General features: G+C 71.7%; 16 protein-coding genes. 15 read left to right on the forward strand and 1 reads right to left on the reverse strand.

Features of this window, described 5'->3' with window-relative positions:
• The first annotated feature begins 79 nt into the window (after nt 1–79).
• Entirely contained in the window at nt 80–2,140 is a 2,061-nt protein-coding gene (fusA, locus tag OG702_RS30180) for an elongation factor G (protein WP_327292101.1), read from the forward strand.
• 514 nt (nt 2,141–2,654) lie between these two features.
• Here the strand turns inward: fusA and bldD are convergent.
• Nucleotides 2,655–3,155, reverse strand: coding sequence for a transcriptional regulator BldD (gene bldD, locus OG702_RS30185; RefSeq protein ID WP_033174517.1), 501 nt, complete (start codon nt 3,153–3,155; stop codon nt 2,655–2,657).
• A gap of 185 nt (nt 3,156–3,340) precedes the next feature.
• Between bldD and pyrR the strand changes: the two genes are divergently transcribed.
• From pyrR to metK, 14 genes are all read left to right on the forward strand, one after another.
• Nucleotides 3,341–3,937, forward strand: a complete 597-nt coding sequence (pyrR, locus tag OG702_RS30190) for a bifunctional pyr operon transcriptional regulator/uracil phosphoribosyltransferase PyrR (RefSeq protein ID WP_327292102.1) — start codon at nt 3,341–3,343, stop codon at nt 3,935–3,937.
• Between the two features lie 90 nt (nt 3,938–4,027).
• Nucleotides 4,028–5,011 (forward strand): aspartate carbamoyltransferase catalytic subunit, encoded by a 984-nt coding sequence (locus OG702_RS30195; RefSeq protein WP_327292103.1) that lies wholly within the window; start codon nt 4,028–4,030, stop codon nt 5,009–5,011.
• Nucleotides 5,012–5,013: 2 nt separating this feature from the next.
• A complete protein-coding gene (locus tag OG702_RS30200) occupies nt 5,014–6,300 on the forward strand; it encodes a dihydroorotase (RefSeq protein ID WP_327292104.1) in 1,287 nt (428 codons plus the stop codon).
• Nucleotides 6,297–6,929, forward strand: coding sequence for a PH-like domain-containing protein (locus OG702_RS30205; protein ID WP_327292105.1), 633 nt, complete (start codon nt 6,297–6,299; stop codon nt 6,927–6,929). Before OG702_RS30200 ends, OG702_RS30205 begins: the two co-directional genes overlap by 4 nt.
• Nucleotides 6,926–8,059, forward strand: a complete 1,134-nt coding sequence (gene carA, locus OG702_RS30210) for a glutamine-hydrolyzing carbamoyl-phosphate synthase small subunit (protein WP_327292106.1) — start codon at nt 6,926–6,928, stop codon at nt 8,057–8,059. The genes OG702_RS30205 and carA overlap by 4 nt, the downstream gene beginning before the upstream one ends.
• On the forward strand, nt 8,052–11,363 hold the full coding sequence (gene carB / locus OG702_RS30215) for a carbamoyl-phosphate synthase large subunit (RefSeq protein WP_327292107.1): 3,312 nt from the start codon (nt 8,052–8,054) through the stop codon (nt 11,361–11,363). The genes carA and carB overlap by 8 nt, the downstream gene beginning before the upstream one ends.
• 430 nt (nt 11,364–11,793) lie before the next feature.
• Entirely contained in the window at nt 11,794–12,903 is a 1,110-nt protein-coding gene (locus OG702_RS30220; RefSeq protein WP_327292108.1) for a quinone-dependent dihydroorotate dehydrogenase, read from the forward strand.
• Nucleotides 12,900–13,748, forward strand: coding sequence for an orotidine-5'-phosphate decarboxylase (gene pyrF, locus OG702_RS30225; RefSeq protein ID WP_327292109.1), 849 nt, complete (start codon nt 12,900–12,902; stop codon nt 13,746–13,748). Before OG702_RS30220 ends, pyrF begins: the two co-directional genes overlap by 4 nt.
• A 388-nt stretch (nt 13,749–14,136) precedes the next feature.
• Nucleotides 14,137–14,930, forward strand: a protein-coding gene (locus tag OG702_RS30230; protein WP_442814681.1) for an IS5 family transposase whose coding sequence is annotated in 2 segments (ribosomal slippage) — nt 14,137–14,466 and nt 14,469–14,930 — 792 coding nt in all. Because the reading frame shifts where the segments join, the coding sequence is not laid out codon by codon here.
• A complete protein-coding gene (locus tag OG702_RS30235; RefSeq protein ID WP_327292110.1) occupies nt 14,927–15,247 on the forward strand; it encodes an integration host factor in 321 nt (106 codons plus the stop codon). The genes OG702_RS30230 and OG702_RS30235 overlap by 4 nt, the downstream gene beginning before the upstream one ends.
• Before the next feature lie 37 nt (nt 15,248–15,284).
• Nucleotides 15,285–15,908, forward strand: a complete 624-nt coding sequence (gmk, locus tag OG702_RS30240; RefSeq protein WP_327292111.1) for a guanylate kinase — start codon at nt 15,285–15,287, stop codon at nt 15,906–15,908.
• A gap of 70 nt (nt 15,909–15,978) precedes the next feature.
• On the forward strand, nt 15,979–16,251 hold the full coding sequence (rpoZ, locus tag OG702_RS30245) for a DNA-directed RNA polymerase subunit omega (RefSeq protein WP_033174507.1): 273 nt from the start codon (nt 15,979–15,981) through the stop codon (nt 16,249–16,251).
• 140 nt (nt 16,252–16,391) lie between these two features.
• Entirely contained in the window at nt 16,392–17,660 is a 1,269-nt protein-coding gene (coaBC, locus tag OG702_RS30250) for a bifunctional phosphopantothenoylcysteine decarboxylase/phosphopantothenate--cysteine ligase CoaBC (protein WP_327292112.1), read from the forward strand.
• Between the two features lie 210 nt (nt 17,661–17,870).
• Nucleotides 17,871–19,085 (forward strand): methionine adenosyltransferase, encoded by a 1,215-nt coding sequence (metK, locus tag OG702_RS30255; RefSeq protein WP_327292113.1) that lies wholly within the window; start codon nt 17,871–17,873, stop codon nt 19,083–19,085.
• The last annotated feature ends 44 nt before the right edge of the window (nt 19,086–19,129 follow it).

Below are 19,129 nucleotides of genomic sequence, written 5' to 3' on the forward strand. Positions count from 1 at the left end.
ACCGCCGGCGGCTGGAGCCCGGTGCGCCCGGGGAATCGCGCCCGCCCTTCTCCCCTGATCACCAGAAAGGCCCAGGGCCGTGCGCAGCACCCACGACCGCCAGACCGCCAACCCGCTCGCCGCCGTCCGCAACCTCGGCATCCTCGCCCATGTGGACGCGGGCAAGACCACCGTCACCGAGCGGGTCCTCTACCTCACCGGCGCCACCCACAAGCGCGGTGAGGTCCACGACGGCACGACCGTCACCGACTTCGACCCGCAGGAGCGCGACCGTGGCATCACCATCTTCGCGGCGGCCGTCAGCTGCGACTGGGCCGGCCATCGGATCAACCTGATCGACACACCGGGACACGTCGACTTCGCCGACGAGGTCGAACGCGCGCTGCGGGTGCTCGACGGCGCCATCGCCGTCTTCGACGCCGTCGCGGGCGTCGAACCGCAGAGCGAGTCGGTGTGGCGGCAGGCCGACCGGTACGGCGTACCGCGGATCGCCTTCGTCAACAAGCTGGACCGGGCGGGCGCCGACCTCGACACCGCGGTCGACTCCATCCGGCGGCGGCTGCACACCGTACCGCTGGTCGTCCAGCTGCCGATCGGCCGCGAGGACGGCTTCACCGGCGTGGTCGACCTGATCGCGATGCGCGCGCTGGTCTGGGCGGACTGCGCCGACACCTACGCCGTGAGCGAGGTGCCCGACGACCTGCTGGCCGAGGCGCGGCGGCGCCGCCGGCTGCTGGAGGAGACGGCGGCGGAACTGCACCCGGCCGCGCTGGAGGAGTTCTGCGCGGGCGGCCCGGTGAGCGCGGCGACGCTGACCACCGCACTGCGCGACCTCACCCGCAGCGGCGAGGCCGTGGTCGTGCTGTGCGGCTCGGCCTACCGCAACCGCGGTGTCGAGCCGCTGCTCGACGCCGTCACCGCCTACCTGCCGTCACCGCTGGACGTCCCGGCGGTCAGCGGCACGGCCGGCGGCCTGCCCGCGGAACGGCCCGCCGACCCGGCGGCGCCCTTCGCCGGGCTGGTGTTCAAGGTCACCGCGAGCGCCACCGGGCGGCTGACGTATCTGCGGATCTACTCCGGAACGCTGAGGAAGGGGGACACCGTGCTGGACGCAGGACCGCGCAGGAACGAACGGATCGGCCGCATCCTGCGGGTCCAGGCCGACCGGCACGCGGAGATGGACCGGGCGGTGGCCGGTGACATCGTCGCCGTCGTCGGGCCCAAGTCCGCAGGAGCCGGCGCCACGTTGTGCGCGCCGGCCGCTCCGCTGGTGCTCGAACCGCCGGCGGCGGCCGCGCCCGTGGTCTCGCTGGCCGTCGAGGCCGGCCGCAACGCCGACACCGAGCGGCTGGTCGCCGCGCTGGCCCGGCTGGTCGAGGAGGACCCGTCGCTCGCGGTACGCACCGACCGGGAGACCGGCCAGCTGGTGCTGGCCGGGATGGGCGAACTCCACCTGGAGGTCGCGGTGGAGAAGATCCGCCGCGCCCACGGGCTGCAGATCGCGGTCGGCCGCCCGCAGGTCGCCTACCGGGAGACCGTGTTGCGCGGGGTGACCGGCCACGTCCACCGGCACGTCAAGCAGGACGGCGGGGCCGGGCAGTTCGCGCACATCGTCATCGACGTCGCGCCGCATGTCGCGGCCGCGGGGGAGGAGGAGTTCGTGTTCACGTCCACGGTGACCGGTGGGCGGGTGCCGCGCGAGTACGTGCGGGCGGTCGAGAACGGCTGCCGGGACGCGCTCGCCGAGGGGCCCCTCGGCGGTCACCCGGTGACCGGCGTGCGGGTCACGCTGACGGACGGCGCGACCCACCAGAAGGACTCCTCGGAGATGGCCTTCCGCACGGCCGGCCGGGCCGGCCTCCAGGAGGCGCTGCGGGCGTCCGTGATGCAGCTGCTCGAACCGGTCGTCGAGGTCACCGCCACGGTGCCGGACGAATCGGTCGGCGGTGTCCTGGGCGACCTCGCGGCCCGCCGCGGCCGGGTCTCCGGCTCCGTCGCCCTGGCGGGCAGCACGGTCGTCTCGGCGACGGTGCCACTGGCTGAGCTCTTCGGCTACGCCGGGTCCCTCCGCGGGCGCACGCAAGGCCGCGGCACCTTCTCGACCCACCCGCGCGGCTACGCCCCTACCAGGCCTTCCTAGGCCCCAGCCCCTTCCCCCGACCCGGGGGGAGGGGCCGCCCCTCGCGGGGGCGGACCGCCCCTGGGCGGGTGGCTGCCTGTCGCGCCGTTCTCCCCGCGGCTCCGCGTGGGGGTACCCCCACGCGGAGCCCTGGGTGGGTGGCCCTTGGGGTTGTTTGCCGCCTTTGGGTCGGTCGTGGCTGGTCGCGCAGTTCCCCGCGCCCCTGAAGCTTGCCCTCTGCGGCAGAGGGCGCCCCTGCCAGGCACGCATCCTCTGCGGGGGAGGACACGAGCCCCGCAGGGGCGCGGGGAACTGCGCGAACAGCCACGGTGGCGCGGCAGGCGAGTGCGGGCCGCACGGGGCACTCACCCCGGGGCGCGGGGGCGTGCGCGGTCGGCCAGGGGGGTGGTGAGGGCGACGGCTCGCCGCACGTGGCGCGCGGGGGAAGGGTGGGGCCGCCCGGGGCGGAGCCCCGGGGGACGGGGTCGGGCCGGGCGGCGGGACGTTTCTGCAGGTTTGCGGATAAAGCCGGGCGCTAGCCCTCTTCGTGCTGGACAGCCCGCCTGGCGTCCGCGTCGAGGACACCCCACCCGATGAGCTGCTCGGTGAGGACCGACGGCGACTGGTCGTAGATCACGGCGAGCGTACGAAGATCGTCCTGCCGGATCGACAGCACCTTGCCGTTGTAGTCGCCGCGCTGGCTCTGGATCGTGGCCGCGTACCGCTGCAGCGGCCCGGCCTTCTCCGGCGGGACCTGGGACAGCCGCTCAAGGTCGAGTACGAGCTTCGGCGGCGGCTCTGCGGCCCCGCCGGGGGTCGTACCCGGCAGCAGTTCCTGCACGGGCACGCCGTAGAAATCGGCGAGCTCGGCGAGGCGCTGCACGGTCACGGCACGGTCGCCGCGCTCGTACGACCCCACGACCACTGCCTTCCAGCGGCCCTGGGACTTCTCCTCGACACCGTGCAGAGAAAGGCCCTGCTGCGTGCGGATGGCGCGGAGCTTGGCTCCGAGCTGTTTGGCGTAATCGCTGGACATATGGCTCCCCGGACGGAAACTCGGTGACTCACTGTGAGGTTACGCAGCGTAATCCGTGCTCGTCAAGCCGAAAGGGTCCGACCGGTCTCTGACCTGGGCGGTCTGCGGCACCTGATAGCGTTTAGCTGTACCCCCGACGTCCTTTAACGCCCGTCCCGTGAGGCGGGGAAGGAGGTCCCCGACCCATGGTCGAAGACCGCACGACAGCAGGCCCGCAGGACCGCCCGGTGCTCGAAGCACCCGATATCGCCCGCGTCCTGACCCGTATCGCCCACGAGATCGTCGAACGCGCCAAGGGCGCCGACGACGTGGTGCTGCTCGGCATCCCCACCCGAGGGGTGTTCCTGGCCCGCCGGCTGGCCGGCAAGCTCGCCGAGATCACCGGCCGCGAGGCCGCCGTCGGCTCGCTGGACACCACGATGTACCGCGACGACCTGCGGCTGCACCCGCCCCGGGCACTGGCGGCCACCGACATCCCCGGCGACGGCATCGACGGCCGGCTCGTCGTCCTGGTGGACGACGTGCTCTTCTCCGGCCGCACCATCCGCTCCGCGCTGGACGCGCTCAACGACATCGGCCGCCCCCGCGCGGTGCAGCTGGCCGTGCTGGTCGACCGCGGGCACCGCGAGCTGCCGATCAGGGCCGACTACGTCGGCAAGAACCTCCCGACCTCGCAGCGCGAGACCGTCAGGGTCCTGCTTGCCGAGCACGACGGGCGCGACAGCGTCCTGCTCGGCCAGCGCGAGCCCGGCGCGCGCACCGGCACTGCCGCGGACGAATAGCGCCGCCACGCCAGGGCCCCGGCCAGGGGTCCTGCGCCGCCGCATGCCCGCTCGCCGCCCCGCCAGGCCCAAGCACCCCCGGAGACCCCGATGAAGCACCACCTGATCTCGGCCGCCGACCTCACCCGTGACGACGCCCTGCTGATCCTCGACACCGCCGAGGAGATGGCCCGCGTCGCCGACCGGCCGATCAAGAAACTGCCGACCCTGCGCGGCCGCACCGTCGTCAACCTGTTCTTCGAGGACTCGACGCGGACGCGTATCTCGTTCGAGGCGGCCGCCAAGCGGCTGTCCGCCGACGTGATCAACTTCTCCGCCAAGGGCTCCTCGGTGTCCAAGGGCGAGTCGCTCAAGGACACCGCCCTGACCCTGGAGGCGATGGGCGCCGACGCCGTCGTCATCCGGCACCACTCCTCCGGCGCCCCGCACCGGCTGGCGACCTCAGGCTGGATCAACGCCTCCGTCGTCAACGCCGGCGACGGCACCCACGAGCACCCCACCCAGGCGCTGCTCGACGCCTTCACCATGCGCCGCCACCTGTCCGCTGTCGGCCGCGACCTGGACGGCCGCCGGGTCACCGTCGTCGGCGACATCCTGCACAGCAGGGTCGCCCGCTCCAACGTGCTGCTGCTGACCACCCTCGGCGCCCGGGTCACCCTGGTCGCGCCGCCCACCCTGCTGCCGATCGGCGTCGAGAACTGGCCCTGCGAGGTCTCGTACGACCTGGACGCGGTGCTCGCGAAGTCCGACGCGGTGATGATGCTGCGGGTGCAGAGCGAGCGGATGAACGCCGCCTACTTCCCCACCGAGCGCGAGTACGCCCGCCGCTACGGCCTGGACGGCCAGCGGATGGCGGTGCTGCCCGAGCACGCCATCGTCATGCACCCCGGGCCGATGAACCGCGGTATGGAGATCACCGCCGAGGTCGCCGACTCGCCGCGCTGCACCGCGGTCGAGCAGGTCGCCAACGGCGTCAGCACCCGGATGGCGGTGCTCTACCTGCTGCTCGGCGGCTCCGAGCCGGCCATCAGCACCGACCGATCCGACAGCGCCCGCACCGAGGAGAGCAAGTAACCATGAGCGACACCCTGATCCGCGGGGCGAAGATCCTCGGCGGCGCCATCCAGGACGTGCTGATCAGCGGCGGCACCGTCACCGAGGTCGGCGCGGACCTCGACGCGGGCGAAGCCACCGTCGTCGAGGCCGCCGGGTACGTCCTGCTGCCCGGCCTGGTCGACCTGCACACCCATCTGCGCGAGCCCGGCCGCGAGGACTCAGAGACCGTGCTGACCGGCACCCGGGCCGCCGCGGCCGGCGGCTACACCGCCGTGCACGCCATGGCGAACACCTTCCCGGTCGCCGACACCGCCGGCGTGGTCGAGCAGGTCTGGCGGCTCGGCAGGGAGTCCGGCTACTGCGACGTCCAGCCGGTCGGCGCCGTCACCGTCGGCCTGGAGGGCAAGCAGCTCGCCGAGCTGGGCGCGATGGCCGACTCCGCCGCCCAGGTGCGGGTCTTCTCCGACGACGGCAAGTGCGTGGACGACGCCGTCATCATGCGCAGGGCGCTGGAGTACGTGAAGGCCTTCGGCGGCGTCGTCGCCCAGCACGCCCAGGAGCCGCGGCTCACCGAGGGCGCCCAGATGAACGAGGGCACCGTCTCCGGCGAGCTGGGCCTGACCGGCTGGCCGGCGGTCGCCGAGGAGTCGGTCATCGCCCGTGACGTGCTGCTGGCCGCCCACGTCGGCTCCCGGGTGCACATCTGCCACCTGTCCACCGCCGGTTCGGTGGAGATCGTCCGCTGGGCCAAGTCCAAGGGCTGGGACGTCACCGCCGAGGTCACCCCGCACCACCTGCTGCTGACCGACGAGCTGGTCCGCTCGTACAACCCGGTCTACAAGGTCAACCCGCCGCTGCGCACCGAGGCCGACGTCATGGCGCTGCGCGAGGCGCTCGCCGACGGCACCATCGACTGCGTCGCCACCGACCACGCCCCGCACCCGCACGAGGACAAGGACTGCGAGTGGGCCGCGGCCGCGATGGGCATGGTCGGCCTGGAGACCGCGCTGTCGGTGGTCCAGCACACCATGGTCGACACCGGCCTGCTGGACTGGGCCGGCGTCGCCGACCGGATGTCGTCCCGGCCCGCCGCCATCGGCCGGCTCGCCGGGCACGGCCGGCCGGTCGCCGCCGGTGAGCCCGCGAATCTGGTGCTGCTCGATCCCGCATACCGTGGGGTGGTCAATCCCGCGGGCTTCGCCTCCCGCAGCCGCAACACCCCGTACGCGGGCCGCGAGCTGCCGGGCCGCGTCGTCGCCACCTTCCTGCGGGGCCGCGCCACGGTCATGGACGGGAAGCTCACATGACACCTGTTACGCAGCTCGCCACCGCGCTCGCCTCCGCACAGGGCGACGGGAAGCACTCGGCGAAGGTCACCGACTGGACCGACAGGATCGGCTGGATCGTCGGCCTGCTCCTCTTCGTCGGCCTTGTCTACTGGCTGATGCGGCAGGGCTGGCAGTGGCGCCGCACCCTGCAGGGCGGCCTGCCCGCCCTCCCGCAGGCCCCCGAAACCCCCGGCGAGGCGCTGCTGTCGACGGAGGGCCGCTACCACGGCAGCACCACCGCGGGGCAGTGGCTGGACCGGATCGTCGCCCACGGCCTCGGCGTCCGCAGCCGGGCCGCGCTCACCCTCACCGAGCAGGGCCTGGACGTGGACCGCACCGGCGCCCCCGGCTTCTTCGTACCCGTCGCCGCCCTGCGCGGCGCCCGGCTCGACAAGGGCATCGCGGGCAAGGTGCTCACCGAGGGCGGCCTGCTGGTCGTCACCTGGGAGCACGGCGGCACCCTCATCGACTCCGGCTTCCGCTCCGACCGGTCCGCCGAGCACCCGGCGTGGGTCGAGCAGATCAACCGGCTCAGTGGCGACAGCGTCGTCGTCTTCACCGACACCAGGCCGGGCAGCAGGCAACACGAGAAGGAAGGCGCACAATGACGACCTCCACCCGGGCGGCCACCGCACCCGCCGTACTCGTCCTGGAGGACGGCCGCATCTTCCGCGGCCGCGCCTACGGAGCGGTGGGGGAGACCTTCGGCGAGGCGGTCTTCTCCACCGGCATGACCGGCTACCAGGAGACGCTGACCGACCCCTCGTACCACCGCCAGGTGGTCGTCATGACCGCCCCGCACGTCGGCAACACCGGCGTCAACGACGAGGACCCCGAGTCCTCCCGCATCTGGGTCGCCGGCTACGTCGTACGCGACCCGGCGCGCGTGCCGTCCAGCTGGCGCTCCCGGCGCTCCCTGGACGACGAGCTCACCGCACAGGGCGTCGTCGGCATCAGCGGCGTCGACACCCGGGCCCTGACCCGGCACCTGCGCGAGCGCGGCGCCATGCGGGTCGGCATCTTCTCCGGCGACTCCCTCGCCGACGACGAGACCATGCTCGCCCGGGTCCGGCAGGCCCCCGAGATGACCGGCGCCGACCTGTCCGCCGAGGTCGCCACCGAGCAGGCGTACGTCGTCCCGGCGATCGGCCCGCGGCGCTTCACCGTCGCCGCCCTCGACCTCGGCATCAAGGGCATGACCCCGCACCGGATGGCCGAGCGCGGCATCGAGGTGCACGTGCTGCCCGCGACCGCGACCGTCGAGGACGTCTACGCCGTCGCCCCGGACGGCGTCTTCCTGTCCAACGGCCCCGGCGACCCGGCCACCGCCGAACTCGGCGTCATCCAGGAGGTGTTGGGCCGCAGCACCCCGCTGTTCGGCATCTGCTTCGGCAACCAGCTGCTCGGCCGGGCGCTCGGCTTCGGCACCTACAAGCTCAAGTACGGCCACCGCGGCATCAACCAGCCCGTGCAGGACCGCGCCACCGGCAAGGTCGAGGTCACCGCGCACAACCACGGCTTCGCCGTGGACGCACCGCTCGACCGGGTCAGCGACACCCCCTTCGGGCGCGCCGAGGTCAGCCATGTCTGCCTCAACGACCAGGTGGTGGAAGGGCTGCGGCTGCTCGACCGGCCGGCCTTCAGCGTCCAGTACCACCCCGAGGCCGCCGCGGGCCCGCACGACGCCGCGTATCTGTTCGACCGCTTCATCGAGCTCATGGAGGCCCAGCGTGCCTAAGCGCACCGACATCCGGTCCGTCCTGGTCATCGGCTCGGGTCCGATCGTCATCGGGCAGGCCGCCGAGTTCGACTACTCCGGCACCCAGGCCTGCCGGGTCCTGAAGTCCGAAGGGCTGCGGGTGGTGCTGGTCAACTCCAACCCGGCCACGATCATGACCGACCCGGAGATCGCCGACGCCACCTACGTCGAGCCGATCACCCCGGAATACGTCGCGAAGATCATCGCCAAGGAGCGCCCCGACGCCCTGCTGCCCACCCTCGGCGGCCAGACCGCGCTGAACACCGCGATCTCGCTGCACGAGGACGGCACGCTGGCCGAATACGGCGTCGAGCTGATCGGCGCCAACGTCGAGGCCATCAACAAGGGCGAGGACCGCGAGCTGTTCAAGGGCGTGGTCGAGGCGGTGCACGACAAGATCGGCCACGGCGAGTCCGCCCGCTCGGTGATCTGCCACTCCATGGACGACGTGCTGGCCGGCGTCGACACCCTCGGCGGCTACCCCGTGGTGGTCCGCCCCTCCTTCACCATGGGCGGCGCCGGCTCCGGCTTCGCACACGACGAGGACGAGCTGCGCCGCATCGCCGGGCAGGGCCTGACCCTCTCGCCGACCACCGAGGTGCTGCTCGAGGAGTCCATCCTGGGCTGGAAGGAGTACGAGCTGGAGCTGATGCGCGACCGGCACGACAACGTCGTGGTCGTCTGCTCCATCGAGAACTTCGATCCGATGGGCGTCCACACCGGCGACTCCATCACCGTCGCCCCCGCGATGACGCTCACCGACCGCGAGTACCAGACGCTGCGCGACATCGGCATCGCGGTGATCCGCGAGGTCGGCGTCGACACCGGCGGCTGCAACATCCAGTTCGCCGTCAACCCCGACGACGGCCGGGTCATCGTCATCGAGATGAACCCCAGGGTCTCCCGCTCCTCGGCGCTGGCGTCCAAGGCCACCGGCTTCCCGATCGCCAAGATCGCCGCCCGGCTCGCGGTGGGCTACACCCTCGACGAGATCCCCAACGACATCACCCGCAAGACCCCGGCGTCGTTCGAGCCCACCCTCGACTACGTGGTGGTGAAGGTGCCGCGGTTCGCCTTCGAGAAGTTCCCGGCCGCCGACGCCACCCTGACCACCACCATGAAGTCGGTCGGCGAGGCGATGGCGATCGGCCGCAACTTCACCGAGGCGCTGAACAAGGCGCTGCGCTCGCTGGAGAAGAAGGGCTCGCAGTTCGACTTCACCGCCCCCGTCGGCGACAAGGCCGAACTGCTCGCGCTGGCCGGCGTCCCCACCGACGGCCGGATCAACACCGTGATGGCCGCGATCAGGGCGGGTGCGACGCAGGAGGAGGTCTTCACCGCCACCAGGATCGACCCGTGGTTCGTGGACCAGCTCTTCCTGATCCACGAGCACGCCGAGGCGCTGGCCGCCGCCGACCGGCTCGACCCCGAACTGCTCGCCGACGCCAAGCGGCACGGCTTCTCCGACGCCCAGATCGCCGCCGTCCGCGGCCTGCGCGAGGAGGTCGTCCGCGAGGTGCGGCACGCGCTCGGCATCCGCCCGGTCTACAAGACCGTCGACACCTGCGCCGCCGAGTTCGCCGCCGACACCCCGTACTTCTACTCCTCCTACGACGAGGAGACGGAGGTCGCCCCGCGCACCAAGCCGGCCGTGATCATCCTCGGCTCCGGCCCCAACCGGATCGGCCAGGGCATCGAGTTCGACTACTCCTGCGTCCACGCCTCCTTCGCGCTGCACGACGCCGGGTACGAGACCGTGATGGTCAACTGCAACCCCGAGACCGTCTCCACCGACTACGACACCTCCGACCGGCTGTACTTCGAGCCGCTCACCCTGGAGGACGTGCTGGAGATCGTGCACGCCGAGACCCTGGCCGGGCCGGTGGCCGGCGTCATCGTGCAGCTCGGCGGGCAGACCCCGCTCGGCCTGGCACAGGCGCTCAAGGACAACGGCGTGCCCGTCGTCGGCACCTCGCCCGAGGCCATCCACCTCGCCGAGGACCGCGGCGCCTTCGGCCGGGTACTGGCCGCCGCCGGGCTGCCCGCGCCCAAGCACGGCACCGCCACGTCCTTCCCCGGCGCCAAGGCCATCGCCGACGAGATCGGCTACCCGGTGCTCGTCAGGCCCTCCTACGTGCTCGGCGGCCGCGGCATGGAGATCGTCTACGACGAGACCCGGCTGGCCTCGTACATCGCCGAGTCCACCGAGATCGGCGACGACCGGCCGGTCCTGGTCGACCGCTTCCTCGACGACGCCATCGAGATCGACGTCGACGCGCTCTACGACGGCCAGGAGCTCTACCTCGGCGGCGTCATGGAGCACATCGAGGAAGCCGGCATCCACTCCGGCGACTCCGCCTGCGCGCTGCCGCCGATCACCCTGGGCGGCCACGACATCAAGCGGCTGCGCGCCTCCACCGAGGCGATCGCCCGCGGTGTCGGGGTGCAGGGCCTGATCAACATCCAGTTCGCACTGGCCGGGGACATCCTCTACGTGCTGGAGGCCAACCCGCGTGCCTCCCGCACCGTCCCCTTCACCTCCAAGGCGACCGCGGTGCCGCTCGCCAAGGCCGCGGCCCGCATCTCGCTCGGCGCGACCGTCGCGGAACTGCGCGCCGAGGGCATGCTGCCCGCCACCGGCGACGGCGGCACGCTGCCGCTGGACGCGCCGATCTCCGTCAAGGAGGCGGTGCTGCCCTGGAGCCGCTTCCGCGACGTCCAGGGACGCGGGGTCGACACCATCCTCGGCCCGGAGATGCGCTCCACCGGCGAGGTCATGGGCATCGACGCGGTCTTCGGCACCGCCTACGCCAAGTCCCAGGCCGCCGCGTACGGTGCGCTGCCCACCAAGGGCCGCGCCTTCGTCTCGATCGCCAACCGCGACAAGCGCGCGCTGATCTTCCCGGCCCGCGCGCTGATCGAGCACGGCTTCGAGATCCTGGCCACCTCGGGCACCGCGGAGGTGCTGCGGCGCAACGGGATCCCGGCGCGGGTCGTGCGCAAGCAGTCCGAGGGAGTCGGACCCGCCGGCGAGCCGACGGTGGTGACCCTCATCCACGAGGGCGAGATCGACCTCATCGTCAACACCCCGTTCGGCACGGGGGGCCGCCTGGACGGCTACGACATCCGCACGGCGGCAGTGGCCCGCGGCATCCCCTGCCTGACCACGGTCCAGGCGCTGGCGGCGGCGGTACAGGGCATCGACGCGTTGACGCGTGGCGACATAGGGGTGTGCTCCTTGCAGGACCACGCCAGTCGCCTTACGGCGAGTCGAGCCGAATAGCCTCCGGCTGGGCCGGCTGTGCGGCTCCCCTTGCGCAGGGGGTGCGCTTCCACCGGCCGCGGTGGTCGGTGGGTCCCTTTTGCGCAGGGGGAGTGCGCTTCCGCGGGCCGCGGTGGCTGGTGCGGTCCCCTTGCGCAGGGGGGTGCCCACCAGGGGCGCGGGGAACTGCGCGACCGGCCCCCACCGGGGGCGCGGGTCGTCACCGGCCGAAAGGGGCTGCTCGGTCCGTGCCGGACCACCGGCCGGTGGTGGGTTGCGCGCGAAGTTCCCCGCGCCCCTGCGGGGCGCAACGAGCCGCTCGGACAGCGCGCCACCGTTCGGGCTGGGCGCGTAGTTCCCCGCGCCCGTGGTGGGGTGCACCCCGCCGTGAGGGGGAATCGCGGAATCGTCGCGCCCGGAGGGGCGCATCGTAGGAGACAAAGGTGAGGGCGTGTACGACCTGTTCTTTCGGGTGGTGTTCCGGCGGATGGACGCCGAATCCGCCCACCGGACGGCCTTCCGGTGGATCCGGGCCGCGGCCAGGATCCCCGTGGTGCGGGCGGCGGTCGCCGCGGCCGCGGCTCCGCGGCACCCGGGGCTGCGGACCCTCGCGTTCGGGCGGGAGATGCGCGGCCCGTTCGGCCTGGCCGCCGGCTTCGACAAGAACGCCGTCGCGATCGACGGCATGTCCATGCTCGGCTTCGACCACGTCGAGATCGGCACCGTCACCGCCCGGCAGCAGCCGGGCAACCCGGCCCCCCGGCTGTTCCGCCTGGTCGGCGACCGCGCGCTGATCAACCGGATGGGCTTCAACAACGACGGCTCCGCCGCCGTCGCCGCCCGGCTCGCCGCCCGGCGGGTGGTCTTCCCGACCACCGTCGGCGTCAACATCGGCAAGACGAAGGTCGTCCCGGAGGGCGAGGCCGTACAGGATTACGTGACCTCCGCCGAGCGGCTGGCCCGATACGCCGACTACCTGGTCGTCAACGTGTCCTCGCCCAACACCCCCGGGCTGCGCGACCTGCAGGCCACCGCGGCCCTGCGGCCGCTGCTCACGGCCGTACGGGAGGCCGCCGACCGTACGGTCACCGAGCGCCGGGTGCCGCTGCTGGTCAAGATCGCACCCGACCTCGCCGACGCCGACGTGGACGCGGTGGCCGACCTCGCGGTGGAGCTGGGTCTCGACGGCATCATCGCCACCAACACCACGATCGCCCGCGAAGGCCTCGGACTGACCTCGGACCCGGCGGTGGTCGCGGAGACCGGCGGGCTGTCCGGCGCCCCGCTGGAGGACCGCTCGCTGGACGTGCTGCGGCGGCTGTACGCGCGGGTCGGCGACCGGATCACGCTGGTCGGCGTCGGCGGCATCGAGAACGCCGAGGACGCCTGGCGGCGCATCCTCGCCGGTGCCACGCTCGTACAGGGATACAGCGCCTTCATCTACCAGGGCCCCTTCTGGATGCGCGCGGTCCACCGGGGGCTGGCGGCCCGGCTGGCCGCGAGCCCGTACGCCACCCTCGCCGACGCGGTCGGCGCCGACACCAGGAAGGCCACCTCATGACGACCGAGCACCCGGAGGCGTTCGGCGCGCGGCTGCGCCGTGCCATGGACACCCGCGGCCCGTTGTGCGTGGGCATCGACCCGCACGCCTCGCTGCTGGCGGACTGGGGTCTCGGCGACGGCGTCGTGGCGCTGGAGCGCTTCACGATGACCGTGGTGGAGGCGCTGGGGGAGCAGGTCGCGGTCGTCAAACCGCAGTCCGCGTTCTTCGAGCGTTTCGGCTCCGCCGGTGTCGCGGTGCTGGAACGGGCGGTGTCCGCGGCCCGGCAGGCGGGCGCGCTGGTGCTGATGGACGCCAAGCGCGGCGACATCGGCTCGACGATGGCCGCCTACGCCGCCACGTATCTGGACAAGGACTCGCCGCTGTTCAGCGACGCGCTCACCGTCAGCCCCTACCTGGGCTTCGGCTCGCTGCGGCCCGCGCTCGACGCGGCGCGGATCTCCGGCTCCGGCGTCTTCGTGCTGGCGCTGACCTCGAACCCGGAGGGCGCGCAGGTGCAGCGGGCGACGGCGGGCGACGGCCGTTCGGTCGCGCAGTTGATGCTCGACGACATCAAGGCGGAGAACGCCGGCGCCGTTCCGCTCGGCTCTGTCGGCGCGGTCGTCGGCGCGACGCTCGGCGAGGCCGGCGTGGACCTGGCGGTGAACGGGCCGTTGCTGGCCCCCGGCGTCGGCGCCCAGGGTGCGACCCCGACCGATCTTCCCGGGGTCTTCGGCGCCGCCCTCGGCAATGTGCTGCCGAGTGTGAGTCGCGGAGTGCTCAGCCGGGGCCCCGACGTGTCCGCTCTGCGCGATGCGGCTTCGCGATACGCGGACGAGGTGCGCGCGGCCTTCGAAGGGGCCTGAAGCGATCTTCGGAAGGCCCGAAGGGCGGGGCAATAGTGCGGTAATACCCTCCGGTAATCCGGTCGAATATCGAACCGAAAAAGGGCCGGTTTCAACCACCTGCGACATTGGGCCTGCGACCTGTTCCGCTTTGTCCCAAATATCCCGTCGGATGAAGGCTGACCAGGACTTTTCGTCTGTTCTCGCTGACTTGAGCCGTCCGGACCGCTAGTCTCCGACAGGAGCGCGCAGTTCACCCGCGCGGCTCTTCATCCCGCAGGTGCGGGGTGAGTGTGTTTCACACGGTCCATATCCGATTGCTCTACATCCGAGGTGACGTAGGCGTGGCTCTTCCGCCCCTTAGAAGTCGTCTCATTTGGAAGTTCGGTAATCTGCGGTCGTGGGGATCGTGGAGCGCCTGGTGCCAGATGAACTGTGGGAGTTTTTCCAGAGGGTCGTGCCGCCTGCGCCGTCGCGGCCGCAGGGTGGCGGCCGGCGTCGGTACGGAGACCGCGAGGTGCTGGCGGCCATCGTGTTCGTCGCCACCTCCGGCTGTACCTGGAGGCAGTTGCCGCCTTCCTTCGGACCATCGGGACCCACGGCCCACCGCCGGTTCACCGAATGGAGCAAGGCCCGGGTGTGGGCCAAGCTTCACCGCCTGGTCCTGGACGAACTCGGCGCACGCGGCGGGCTGGACTGGAGTCGCTGCGCGATCGACTCGGTGAACATGCGGGCTCTGAAAAGGGGGACCTGACAGGTCCGAATCCTGTCGATCGGGGCAAGTACGGCTCGAAGATCCACTTGATCACCGAGCGGACCGGTCTGCCCATATCCGTCGGGATCTCGGGGGCGAACCTGCACGACAGCCAGGCCCTCATCCCACTGGTCTGCGGCATTCCGCCGATCCGCTCCCAGCGCGGTCCGCGTCGCCGGCATCCCGCCAAACTGCACGCGGACAAGGGCTACGACTACAACCACCTGCGCAGATGGCTCGCCTTACGCGGGATCACGCACCGCATTGCCCGCAAAGGCATCGAGTCCTCCCAACGCCTCGGTCGTCATCGCTGGACCGTCGAACGCACCATGGCCTGGCTGGCCGGATGCCGCCGTCTGCACCGCCGGTACGAACGCAAAGCCGAGCACTTCCTCGCCTTCGCCAGCATCGCCTGCACTCTCATCTGCTACCGCAGACTCACCAAATGAGACGACTTTTTACCCCTGAACAGCGCGCTGCCGCGCTCGAAAAGGCCGCTGCGGCTCGCCGGGAGCGCGCCGAGGTCAAGAACCGGCTCAAGCACTCCGGCGCCTCCCTGCACGAGGTCATCAAGCAAGGCCAGGAGAACGACGTCATCGGCAAGATGAAGGTCTCCGCCCTGCTCGAATCCCTCCCCGGTGTCGGGAAAGTGCGCGCCAAGCAGATCATGGAACGGCTCGGCATCTCCGAGAGCCGCCGAGTGCGCGGTCTTGGCTCGAACCAGATCGCGTCCCTGGAGCGCGAGTTCGGCGGTACCCCCGCCTGAGGTCCCGGCACGTCCGGGAACCAGGGATAATCGCTCCATGAGCTCTGCAGTCTCCCGGGGGGCAACACGCCCCCTCGCTTCGCAGGGGGTCGCTCCGACCCCCCCGGTCAGACGTCCGCGGCTGACCGTGCTCTCCGGCCCCTCCGGGGTCGGCAAGAGCACGGTCGTCGCGCACCTGCGCACGGTGCACCCCGAGGTCTGGCTCTCGGTGTCGGCGACCACCCGCAGGCCGCGCCCCGGCGAACAGCACGGTGTGCAGTATTTCTTCGTCGACGATGACGAGTTCGACAAACTCGTCGCGAACGGCGAACTGCTGGAGTGGGCGGAATTCGCCGGCCACCGCTACGGCACCCCGCGTCGCGCGGTGCTCGACAAGCTCGCCGCGGGCGAGCCGGTGCTGCTGGAGATCGACCTCCAGGGTGCCCGGCTGGTCCGCGAGTCGATGCCCGACGCCCATCTGGTCTTCCTCGCCCCGCCCAGCTGGGACGAGCTGGTCCGCAGGCTCACCGGCCGCGGCACCGAGTCGCCCGAGGTGATCGAGCGGCGACTGGTCACCGCGAGGGTCGAACTGGCCGCCGAGTCCGAGTTCGACCGGACCCTTGTCAACACCTCCGTCGAGGATGTAGCACGTGAGCTGCTAGCCTTGATGGAGATTGTCTGAACGATCTTGTGTTCGTCCCAGCCGGTCTTTCACCGGCCGGCATCATCCAATCAGTAGGGGTAGGTAGAGCGTGTCCTCTTCCATCACCACGCCCGAGGGCATCATCAACCCGCCGATCGACGAGCTGCTCGAAGCCACCGACTCCAAGTACAGCCTGGTGATCTACGCGGCCAAGCGTGCCCGCCAGATCAACGCGTACTACTCCCAGCTGGGCGAGGGCCTGCTGGAATACGTCGGCCCCCTGGTGGACACCCACGTCCACGAGAAGCCGCTCTCGATCGCGCTGCGCGAGATCAACGCGGGTCTGCTGACCTCGGAGGCTGTGGAGGCCCCCGCACACTGAGCGCTCGCGCTCACAGGACATTCCGTACGGCTTCGGTACAGCACGTCCTTACGGCATCACCCACGGGCCCGGCGGCGCGACCGCCGGGCCCGTGGTGTGTCATGGGAGGAGCGGTTCCTTCGACACCGGCGGGAGAGACGATGACGCGCGAGGCTGACGGCGGGCACACGGCGGGCGGCAGGCCACGGGTGGTGCTCGGGGTGGGCGGCGGAATCGCCGCCTACAAGGCCTGCGAGTTGCTGCGCCGCTTCACCGAGTCCGGGCACGACGTCACGGTGGTGCCGACCGACTCCGCCCTGCACTTCGTCGGCGAGGCCACCTGGTCCGCGCTGTCCGGCAACCCCGTCTCCACCCGGGTCTGGGACGGCGTCCACGAGGTGCCGCACGTCAGGATCGGCCAGCACGCCGACCTGGTGGTGGTCGCCCCCGCCACGGCCGACCTGCTGGCCAGGGCCGCCCACGGCCTGGCGGACGACCTGCTCACCAACACCCTGCTCACCGCCCGCTGCTCGGTCGTCTTCGCCCCCGCGATGCACACCGAGATGTGGGAGCACCCGGCCACCCAGGAGAACGTCGCCACCCTGCGCCGCCGCGGCGCCGTCGTGATCGAGCCCGCGGTCGGCCGGCTCACCGGTGTCGACACCGGCAAGGGCCGGCTGCCCGACCCCGCCGAGATCCACCAGGTCTGCCGCCGGGTGATGGCCCGCGGCGCCCTGCCGCGGGATCTGGCCGGCCGCCACGTGGTGGTCAGCGCGGGCGGCACCAGGGAACCCCTCGACCCGGTTCGCTACCTCGGCAACCGCTCCTCGGGCAAGCAGGGCTACGCGCTGGCCCGTACCGCGGTCGCCCGCGGCGCCCGGGTGACCCTGGTCGCCGCCAACACCGCGCTGCCCGACCCGGCCGGCGCCGACGTGGTGGCCGTCGGCACCGCGGCCCAGCTGCGCGAGGCGGTGTTCAAGGCCGCGGGCGACGCGGACGCGGTCGTGATGGCGGCGGCGGTCGCCGACTTCCGGCCCACCGTCTACGCCACCGCCAAGATCAAGAAGAAGGACGGCGAGGAGCCCGCGCCCATCGCGCTGACCCGCAACCCCGACATCCTCGCCGAGCTGTCCGGGGACCGGCCGCGTACCGGACAGGTGGTCGTCGGCTTCGCCGCCGAGACCGACGACGCGCTGGCCAACGGCCGCGGGAAGCTCGCCCGCAAGGGCTGTGACCTGCTGGTGGTCAACGAGGTGGGGGAGGACCGGGCGTTCGGCAGCGAGGACAACGAGGCGGTGGTGCTGGGCGCCGACGGCAGCGAGACCCCGGTCCCGTTCGGCCCGAAGGAAGCGCTCGCCGACACGGTGTGGGACCTGGTCGCGGCCCGGCTGCCGGCGGGGTCCGGGCGGAATTCCTCCGATCGGCCGTAGCGAAACGGGCAAATCACCTGATGTATCCGCTCTTCGGGATCTATCGTCGTACTGCCGGACGCGGCGGTGCGCAGGTTGGCATATCCAAGGAACGAGATGCCGTGCCCGCCCGGGCGGTGCGACCGATAAACTGGCGCCGGAGCGCCGGGCGCAGCCCTGTGTGCTCCGCCAAAGATTCAGCCAGCAGCCGCTGCAACCCCAGGGAGCGATGTGTCCCGCCGCCTCTTCACCTCGGAGTCCGTCACCGAGGGCCACCCCGACAAGATCGCTGACCAGATCAGCGACACGATCCTCGACGCACTCCTGACGGCCGACCCGACATCCCGGGTCGCCGTGGAGACGATGATCACGACCGGCCAGGTGCATATCGCGGGCGAGGTGACGACGACCGCCTACGCGGACATCGCCACCCTGGTACGCAACAAGATCCTCGACATCGGCTACGACTCGTCGAAGAAGGGCTTCGACGGCGCCTCCTGCGGCGTCTCGGTGTCCATCGGCGCGCAGTCCCCCGACATCGCGCAGGGCGTCGACACCGCGTACGAGAAGCGGGTCGAGGGCGCCGCCGACGGCGACGACCTGGACAAGCAGGGCGCCGGCGACCAGGGCCTGATGTTCGGCTACGCCTCCGACGAGACGCCCGAACTGATGCCGCTGCCGATCACCCTGGCCCACCGGCTCTCCCGGCGCCTCACCGAGGTCCGCAAGAACGGCACCATCCCGTATCTGCGCCCCGACGGGAAGACCCAGGTCACCATCGAGTACGACGGCGACAAGGCCGTCCGCCTCGACACCGTCGTGGTCTCCTCGCAGCACGCCTCCGACATCGACCTGGAGTCGCTGCTCGCCCCCGACATCCGCGAGTTCGTGGTGGAGGTCGAGCTCAAGGCGCTGCTCGACGACGGCATCAAGCTCGACACCGAGGGCTACAAGCTGCTGGTCAACCCGACCGGACGCTTCGAGATCGGCGGCCCGATGGGTGACGCGGGCCTCACCGGCCGGAAGATCATCATCGACACGTACGGCGGCATGGCCCGCCACGGCGGCGGTGCCTTCTCCGGCAAGGACCCGTCCAAGGTCGACCGCTCCGCCGCGTACGCGATGCGCTGGGTGGCCAAGAACGTGGTGGCGGCCGGCCTCGCCGCCCGCTGCGAGGTCCAGGTCGCCTACGCCATCGGCAAGGCGGAGCCGGTCGGGCTCTTCGTGGAGACGTTCGGCACGGAGAGTGTCGACGTCGAGAAGATCGAGCAGGCCATCGGCCAGGTCTTCGACCTGCGGCCGGCCGCGATCATCCGCGATCTCGACCTGCTGCGGCCGATCTACGCGCAGACGGCGGCGTACGGGCACTTCGGCCGTGAGGTCCCCGACTTCACGTGGGAGCGCACCGACCGCGTCGACGCCCTCCGCCTGGCCGCGGGCCTCTAGGCCCCCGGCGCCCCCGCCCCACCCGGCGCGGGGGCGCCCCGCTG

The organism is Streptomyces sp. NBC_01198, assembly GCF_036010485.1.
Taxonomy (GTDB): domain Bacteria; phylum Actinomycetota; class Actinomycetes; order Streptomycetales; family Streptomycetaceae; genus Actinacidiphila.

Excerpts from the sequence above, each read along its gene's own strand:
- bldD (WP_033174517.1), bottom strand. The coding sequence starts at position 3,155 with ATGTCCAGCGATTACGCCAAACAGCTCGGAGCCAAGCTCCGCGCCATC.
- pyrR (WP_327292102.1), top strand. The coding sequence starts at position 3,341 with ATGGTCGAAGACCGCACGACAGCAGGCCCGCAGGACCGCCCGGTGCTC.
- OG702_RS30195 (WP_327292103.1), top strand. The coding sequence starts at position 4,028 with ATGAAGCACCACCTGATCTCGGCCGCCGACCTCACCCGTGACGACGCC.
- OG702_RS30200 (WP_327292104.1), top strand. The coding sequence starts at position 5,014 with ATGAGCGACACCCTGATCCGCGGGGCGAAGATCCTCGGCGGCGCCATC.
- OG702_RS30205 (WP_327292105.1), top strand. The coding sequence starts at position 6,297 with ATGACACCTGTTACGCAGCTCGCCACCGCGCTCGCCTCCGCACAGGGC.
- carA (WP_327292106.1), top strand. The coding sequence starts at position 6,926 with ATGACGACCTCCACCCGGGCGGCCACCGCACCCGCCGTACTCGTCCTG.
- pyrF (WP_327292109.1), top strand. The coding sequence starts at position 12,900 with ATGACGACCGAGCACCCGGAGGCGTTCGGCGCGCGGCTGCGCCGTGCC.
- OG702_RS30235 (WP_327292110.1), top strand. The coding sequence starts at position 14,927 with ATGAGACGACTTTTTACCCCTGAACAGCGCGCTGCCGCGCTCGAAAAG.
- gmk (WP_327292111.1), top strand. The coding sequence starts at position 15,285 with ATGAGCTCTGCAGTCTCCCGGGGGGCAACACGCCCCCTCGCTTCGCAG.
- coaBC (WP_327292112.1), top strand. The coding sequence starts at position 16,392 with ATGACGCGCGAGGCTGACGGCGGGCACACGGCGGGCGGCAGGCCACGG.